Source organism: Komagataeibacter kakiaceti JCM 25156, assembly GCF_000613305.1.
In genome coordinates this window covers 1-6967 of the sequence record NZ_BAIO01000099.1, presented here as the reverse complement: position 1 = coordinate 6967, position 6967 = coordinate 1, and the positions used below count along the sequence as shown (strand labels likewise).

Annotated in this window: 6 protein-coding genes and 1 pseudogene; 3 read left to right on the top strand and 4 right to left on the bottom strand. The window is 53.7% G+C overall.

Annotated features, from left to right (window positions below; all coding sequences use genetic code 11):
• A pseudogene (locus JCM25156_RS07640) lies at window positions 1-267 on the bottom strand (conjugal transfer protein TraG); the annotation flags it as partial.
• A gap of 173 nt (window positions 268-440) precedes the next feature.
• Between JCM25156_RS07640 and JCM25156_RS07635 the strand changes: the two are divergent.
• A complete protein-coding gene (locus tag JCM25156_RS07635) occupies window positions 441-710 on the top strand; it encodes a type II toxin-antitoxin system CcdA family antitoxin (protein WP_025812668.1) in 270 nt (89 codons plus the stop codon).
• Window positions 711-784: 74 nt separating this feature from the next.
• Here the strand turns inward: JCM25156_RS07635 and JCM25156_RS28790 are convergent, their stop codons facing one another.
• Window positions 785-1414: a hypothetical protein gene (locus JCM25156_RS28790; protein ID WP_148299357.1), complete on the bottom strand. Its 630-nt coding sequence runs from the start codon at window positions 1412-1414 to the stop codon at window positions 785-787.
• Between the two features lie 242 nt (window positions 1415-1656).
• Window positions 1657-2472, bottom strand: a complete 816-nt coding sequence (locus tag JCM25156_RS30905) for a helix-turn-helix transcriptional regulator (RefSeq protein ID WP_277909408.1) — start codon at window positions 2470-2472, stop codon at window positions 1657-1659.
• 93 nt (window positions 2473-2565) lie between these two features.
• Between JCM25156_RS30905 and JCM25156_RS07620 the strand changes: the two genes are divergently transcribed.
• Both JCM25156_RS07620 and JCM25156_RS28785 read left to right on the top strand, forming a co-directional pair.
• The gene (locus JCM25156_RS07620; protein ID WP_025812666.1) at window positions 2566-3756 is read left to right on the top strand and encodes an MFS transporter; all 1191 of its coding nucleotides are present in this window, start codon (window positions 2566-2568) and stop codon (window positions 3754-3756) included.
• A 125-nt stretch (window positions 3757-3881) separates the two neighbouring features.
• A complete protein-coding gene (locus tag JCM25156_RS28785; RefSeq protein ID WP_148299356.1) occupies window positions 3882-5333 on the top strand; it encodes an alginate export family protein in 1452 nt (483 codons plus the stop codon).
• A gap of 117 nt (window positions 5334-5450) precedes the next feature.
• Here the strand turns inward: JCM25156_RS28785 and JCM25156_RS07610 are convergent.
• Window positions 5451-6967, bottom strand: a 1517-nt coding sequence (locus JCM25156_RS07610; protein ID WP_025812664.1) for a relaxase/mobilization nuclease domain-containing protein, incomplete at its 5' end; no start/stop codon positions are given.

Sequence of the window (6967 nt, the reverse complement as noted above, 5' to 3'; positions counted from 1 at the left end):
GGCCAGCACACCGCCCGAGCCCGCGATCCAGGCGCCCCGCGCGAACACCGCTGGTGCGTAGGCGTCGAACTCGTACCACCACCAGAAAAAAAGCGGTGGCGCATAGACCGGCCAACGATGCAGAACCGTGAACCACGGTCGGCCGAGTTCCGGCTGGAACGCCAGTTCCCAGGCAGTCCATTGTGTCGCCGTCCACCAGGACAGCACGATCATGGACAGAACCACGAGCGCCTGCCCCCACTGGATACGTGTTCCCGGCTGATCCATCGAGTCCTCCCCGCGTCATGAAAGACAGCGAAGAACCGGGGTTTTCCGGGAATCAAGCGTCCTGTGTCACCTGTCGTACCAGTGCGTACAGAAGCGAAAAAATACTTGCGCGTTGCGGTGTGGCGTCGGCATCCTCATCTCATGCGCGCGATATGCGCATAAGGAGTCGGATCATGCCCAGCCGCACCAGCCTCGGCGTTTCCTATGATCGGAACGCGCCTCGCCGCCCGGTCAATCTGTCGCTCAACACCGATCTGCTGGCGCAGGTCCGGGAAGTGACGCCTAATCTCTCGGCGACGGTCGAAACCCTGCTGGGCGACTACCTGCAATCCGCACGCCAGCAACGCGAGGACGAACAGCGCAAGCTCGACGGCGTGATCGACGCGGTGAACGATCTGCACGCGCGGCACGGCTTCCTGAGCGACGAATTCTCGACGCTCTGAGCCGATGCCGCAATTCGCGATCTCCCGAAACCCCGGCCGGAACCGGGACATCTCACAAAGCGGAGATAGATAGTTCACACGCTCCCAATCGACCTGGATGGTTTTTTAAGAAATTCTTGGATGAACTGGTGTTTACGACTGAATCCTCGAAGGAAAGGACCACTCGGATGACCGACATTTATAGCTTCAAAGGATACCCCTTCATCTGATCTGAACAGACCACAGTCCACACTGATGCCATTAATAGTCACAGGCAGAAGTGGCTCATAAGGAAGTCCAACGCAAGTTTCAGTGGCCTCCCAGGAAAACTTAGAAAAAAAGACTATCTTTTTGGGGAGCGGATTCAGGTTCAGCAGAATATCCGGAAACTGCTGAATACCAGCCTTGATCATGGAACGTGTGGCAGAGCGACGCCCGGCGAAAGAAGCATCGACTATACCGGGGCAAAAATTAATAAAAGCTACAGTTTCCCAGAATGTATCGGGAGTGCAATGGAAATTCCCAGTGAAGGAACGCTCGATAGCGCGAAGAGTGGCATGGTCTTCTGTTCCATCAATCATATCCTGAATAACATTTCGAGTCAGATTGAGGTCTTCGCTCTGCTCCGGTGAACCGTAATGACTTTCTCCGACGATAAGCACCTGGGAAAGAGAATAATTTGTTCCGATCCAAGGAAAACGGGATAACATTGGAATTGTAGTCAATTATCGTTTTCCTTTAGAAACCGAATAAAAACACGCGATATAATGCTCAATGGTCATTTTTTTAGGGCCCTGACGACGCTTCGAGCTTTCGCTCGCCCGCCTAACTTCTCTTTCTTCCGCCTACCGGGGAGACAGGCGGTAGCCGCCTCATTCAGGTCGCTCAATCATTGGCTTTTCATCCTCCAAAATCAGGCATGAAGCATGTCCAAATAGCATTTCATGCAATATATAAATAAGAGAATTCATGATTTTAAATAGACGACAATTCGAAGATGTGGCACAGCTTCGGGAATGAGGGTGGAGTGCTGAAAATCCACGATCCCATGTCGTGCTGTTCTATAGAGATAAACTCCTTCCCCTACATTATTTACGTCATGGTCAGTCCACATACGCCGGAAGTCTTCACTGCTGGTCAGCATTCGCTGCAAAAATAACGCAAGTGCAGGGTCTTCCGCAGCCTGACTATAATTCATACGAAATCGGGCTACCAGGCTTCTGGCGTCCTTCTCCCAGTTTACCATCGTCTGTCGATGATAGGGACGCGAGAACGTCAACCATATGATGTTACGCTCGCCCCGTGATACAGCAGCAAAATCGCCAAACATTTGCGTGTTTGCCGTGTTCCAGGCCACGACGTTGAAGCAATTGTCGCGGGCATAGGCCGGGCTTTTGATTTTATCGAGAATCGCCTGGATCTTCGCCAGAGCGTCTGATGACGGCTGGACTGCTACGGCTGGCGGCGATCGTTGCTGGGCTAGCGTGAACAGATAGGTCCGCTCTGTCGCATCAAGATTCAGGGCCCGGGCAAGATTCTCCAGAAATGCGGTCGAAACACGTATATCGCGGCCTTGTTCGAACCACGTGTACCATGTGAGACCGACGCCAGCCAGCACCGCAATTTCTTCTCGCCGCAGCCCTGGTTTACGGCGACCGCGACCAGCAGGCAGTCCGACATCGCCAGGGTTCAGACGGGCACGTCGCGTCTTGAGGAAGTGAGAGAGTTCCCTGTGTCGGCCGACCTTGGAGCCGCTTTCGTCCGTCTGGCTATTACTATTAATACCAGCACCATTTCCCCGCTTATCATTTTCGGCCTGTGAAACGAGGATCGCATCATCGTCTGGTTTTTTGGAAATTGATGGGAATGATTCGGCATGGTCGTCGTATTTATCCTCTGGACTGCCTTCTTCGTGATCAATTTTAATGTCGCCATGATGATCCCTTTGCTACCCTTTATCCAGAAGGACATCGGTCTCACGTCGTTTCAGGCGGGGATGGTGCTGGCAGCGTTTCCTGTTGTTGCTCTGATCAGCAATATTGCGCTCGGTCCATTTATTGATCGTTTTGGACGAAAAAGGTTCATCGTCGCAGGCAGCCTCGGTTGCGCTGTAATCTTACTGCAAACGGCCGCATCAAAAACAGTAATCTCTATTGTGCTAGGGCGCGCGATAACAGGTCTGTTCATGCCAATGATCGGAGCATCGATATTCGCAGCGATTGCGGATTACGTTCCTGCAGAGAACAGGTCTCGGATTACAGGCTACGTCACTACGGCGGCTCCAATTGCTTTTCTTATATCAATGTCAATAGGCGTACTGTTGGGCGGACTAATAGCCTGGAAAATGCCTCTTATTCTGTTGGCATTTACGTGTCTTGGGCTCGCAATTTCCGCCTCAACACTGTCACCTGTCAGTTCCGAATTCCTGGCGTCAGGAAAGGTAACAGTCAGAACTTACCGTGATCGTATACTGTCACTCTCACTCAATACAGGGATACGGTCAATTCTTATCTCATATTTACTATGGGCTACAGCAGTGATTGTATTCATGGGCATGTACCCGAGTTGGATTATCCAGAATAACTTGCTTCATTGGAGCACTGGCACTGTCGGAATATTATTTCTTCTAGGCGAAAATGGCGGACTTTTCGGTGCATTCATGTCAGGCCGTCTCGCCCGTATATTTCCCGATCCAATGATCTTGTGCGCAGCGGGCATGACTGGAATGGCTCTTGTAGTAAGTGTTGTTCCATTGGGCATGCACTCGTTCGTATTTCAGTCCGTCACTTATGCTTTTTTCGCCTTCGGCCGCGATCTGCTGCTTGCGCTAATGCTTGGAGAAGCCATCACATACGTAAAAGGAGCGCAACGTGGGAGTCTCAATGCCATTCTCAATGCGCTCTATCAAACTGGAACCGCGGTAGGCGGAATCACGAGCGCCTGGCTCTATGCGCTCTATCCAGATTTTAGCTCTAATATGTTTACTGCCTGCGGCCTGTTTATCGTCACGGCTGTCATCCTGTTTAGGACAGCCCGAGTTCGCGAATATACAGATTACAGATCATAATGCGTTTATAATTACACATTCAGTATTATCGACGTAATATGAAAAACTATAGAATTATAATTTACATTGTATTCTGTGCATTATTTGTGAATACAATGTGTACAGAAAACCGCGCTTTGGCGGCCGTGCTACTTCTCGACCGGAATGGATTCAATTTGAAAGCCTTTCTGGAGTTGGGTGGCGATGCAATTTTTGTTCCCCATGCCAATTTCGGCGCCGGTTCCTATCCATCGTCATCGTCTCGAACTGCCAGACGCAGCCCGGTATATTCAGAGCTTTTTGAGACATTTGGTCTTGATTGCACGGCCGCTCTGGGAAGACGAATTTCGCTTACGGCACGTGCTTCAGCAATAAATGCGACAACTTTAGGCGATGGGGATGCGCAGGAGGTTTCGTCGACATCTGGTTATCCGGACTTTATTGGGCTGGAAGAGGCGAATATCGGATTACGATACCGTTTTCGCGACACGTCTAAAGATGCGTTGCTCTTGCTCCTGGGCCGTCAACGATTTATTGTTGATGATGGATTTCTTCTGGCAAAAGGGACGTATAATGGGGGAGATCGAGCAGCCTGGATGTACGCGCCTCGGTTTGCTTTTTCTGGACCTGGCGTCCTGACACTCCAGACTGCTCCCGTACGGGCGGACTTTTTTGTCCTGCAAAATAATTCAAATCAGGTTCTCGCTCGTGGAGACGACAGGCCAGAAACGAAGTTTGCGGGATTTGATACGACATGGTTCATCAATGGACCATCAGGAGATGGCCGTAGCGTCTATAAGGCACGGGCAGCATACATGACCTTGACGTATTTCTATATTTATGATGCGGATACTTCGCTGACATTCAATAATTCTGTCCGTGGAGACCGTAAAGGAATGCAGGTCGGGTCCATGGCGTTCGGCGCTATATTTTCACAGATACCGCACGTCAGGCGTTGGCCTGAGTGGATACGAGGCCTGGAAATACATGGCCATTATGTCATTGAATATAATAATGAAGTGGCCAATGGATATAGCGGAACAAGTGCCTGGGCGACGTATGCAGAACCAGCTTATACGTTCTTTAGTCATACATGGAAGCCGCGCATATCATATCGATTTGTAGAATACAGTGGCGGCAAAAACCCTTCAGGCGGAGAAAAACATTCTTACGATACGATGTTCCAGATAGACGGCACGCGAATGTTTTATGGGGGATACTGGCCAGGTGAAATATCAGGAAATTATCTTGCTCGACTGTCGGATCTGCGCGTCCATCAGATTGATCTGACGGTAACGCCGCCCATTCATCTCGCTTCAACGCAGGATACTGTGAAACTCGGCCTGCACTACTACAATCTTTCGATTCCTCATCCGCGAGGTTTATATCTATCTCAAAATGACCATCGTTTTTCGAATGAGCTGGACTTTTCCATGGAGTGGAACGTGACACCGGCGACTTCGATAAGCTTTGCGACTGGCGCAGCATTGTCTTCCCGCGCGGCCCGAGCATTTGCGCGTTCCGGCCAGATCGGCCGTCCATTGAATATCGGGGACTGGTCTGGAATAGTAGAAATGTATTTCTCACAATCTCTATAATGGAAAACGCTCATATATTATATAATATTTATAGATGTAAAAATTTTTATTTCTTATTATATCGGGTGCCTTATATTTAGCCGCAAAACAAACCGACCATTATACCCCGCTTCCCGGTCATAGACCCAGCCCCCGTTTCCGGGCGAACGACCAGTCGATACCCCCGTCCCCGCGCATGATTCCCGACACCTCCCGCCCTCCCTGTTTTTCCAGCGACGGCGACCATGGCACCAGTTCGAAGCCCAACCCATCGTCGATCATGGCGAACCGGCCCGACGCCAGATTGAAACGCTGGCGGTAGGTGCCCGTGACGGGATCGCCTTCCCCGCTCCGCCGGAACGGCATCCGTGACGTCCCGGCAAGGCTCTGGCCCAGCGTCTCCAACTCCCGCTGGCGCAGCGTGACGATCATGTTCCTGGCATAACGGATGCTCCCGCCGTCGCGGCTGGCCAGCCCCTGCTCCACCAGATGATCCGCCCGCTTTTCCATCGCCTCTTTGACCTCGGCGCCGAACCCGGTGGACGCCAGCGCAAGAGGCTCCCGCGCGATGGCCTGCCGGTCGAGCCAGGTGGCACCCTCCGCCGTCACCTGCCGTTCCAGCGTGAAATCCGAGCGCACCGCGAGCGCGGCACGGTCACGTCCCCCTTTGTCGGTGAAACGCCGCAATTCCACGATGGAACCGACTGACCCGTCACTGGCGGCTTCGAGGTTCGGCAGGCGGACATGGTGCGTGCGTCCGTCAATCCCGTCGATCACCGCATAGGCCGTGCCGCGCAGTTCATCGTCGAGGCCGCGATCAATCAGCCGGCCGATGACGGGATCGGTAGTATCCTCCCCCGCCAGCACCCAGGATGATGCGGCACGGTCAATCTTCTGCTCCGCCAGCCCCCGGTGGATCCGTTTGATGATGTCGTTGCGCTCGCTGATCTCCCGCAGGGTTGCCTCGGCACTCTCGTCCATCCGCCAGCGATCCGGTCCGACCTGGTGCGCCAGCCCCATGGTCTCCAGACGGCGTAGGCGCCCCAGCTTCACGGTGGCGAAGACGTCCGGCGTTTCGCCCGGCACGCGTCCGAGATCAATGACACCATCCTGCCCCGCGTCCCTCTGAAGCTGGCGGTCAAGCTGGGTCCAGCGGTCGGCGTTCACCTGCCGTTCGACCGCCTGGTGGATGTCATGATCGGTACGTGGTCCGAGTTCCAGTGTCACCAGATCCTGCGCACGGGCACGCATGCCCTCGCGGATGTAATCGCGCGCGATCACGAGGTCGTCGCCATCTTCCGCGACACCCCGGACAATGACATGCAAATGGGGATGCGCGGTGTTCCAGTGATCGACAGCGGCCCACTCCAGTTTCGTACCGAGATCGGATTCCATCTGCCCCATCAGATCACGGGCGAAGGCCCGCAGGTCCGACATCTCCGGCGCGTCCTCTGGCGAGACGATGAAGCGGAAATGGTGGCGGTCCCCAGCGCATTGCTCCGCGAAGTCCGAGGCCCGTATGTCGTCGCTGTCCTTCCCGAACAGGTGGGCATCCTCACCGTCCCGCGTCACGCCCTCCCGGCGCAGGTAGCGGAGATGTGCCGCCAGCGGCGTCGCGCGCGGTGCGTGCCGCACGACGCGGGCCTTGATGACGA

What these genes read in the sequence shown, in the direction of transcription:
- JCM25156_RS07635 (WP_025812668.1), top strand. Translation starts at nt 441, where the DNA reads ATGCCCAGCCGCACCAGCCTCGGCGTTTCCTATGATCGGAACGCGCCT.
- JCM25156_RS07620 (WP_025812666.1), top strand. Translation starts at nt 2,566, where the DNA reads ATGGTCGTCGTATTTATCCTCTGGACTGCCTTCTTCGTGATCAATTTT.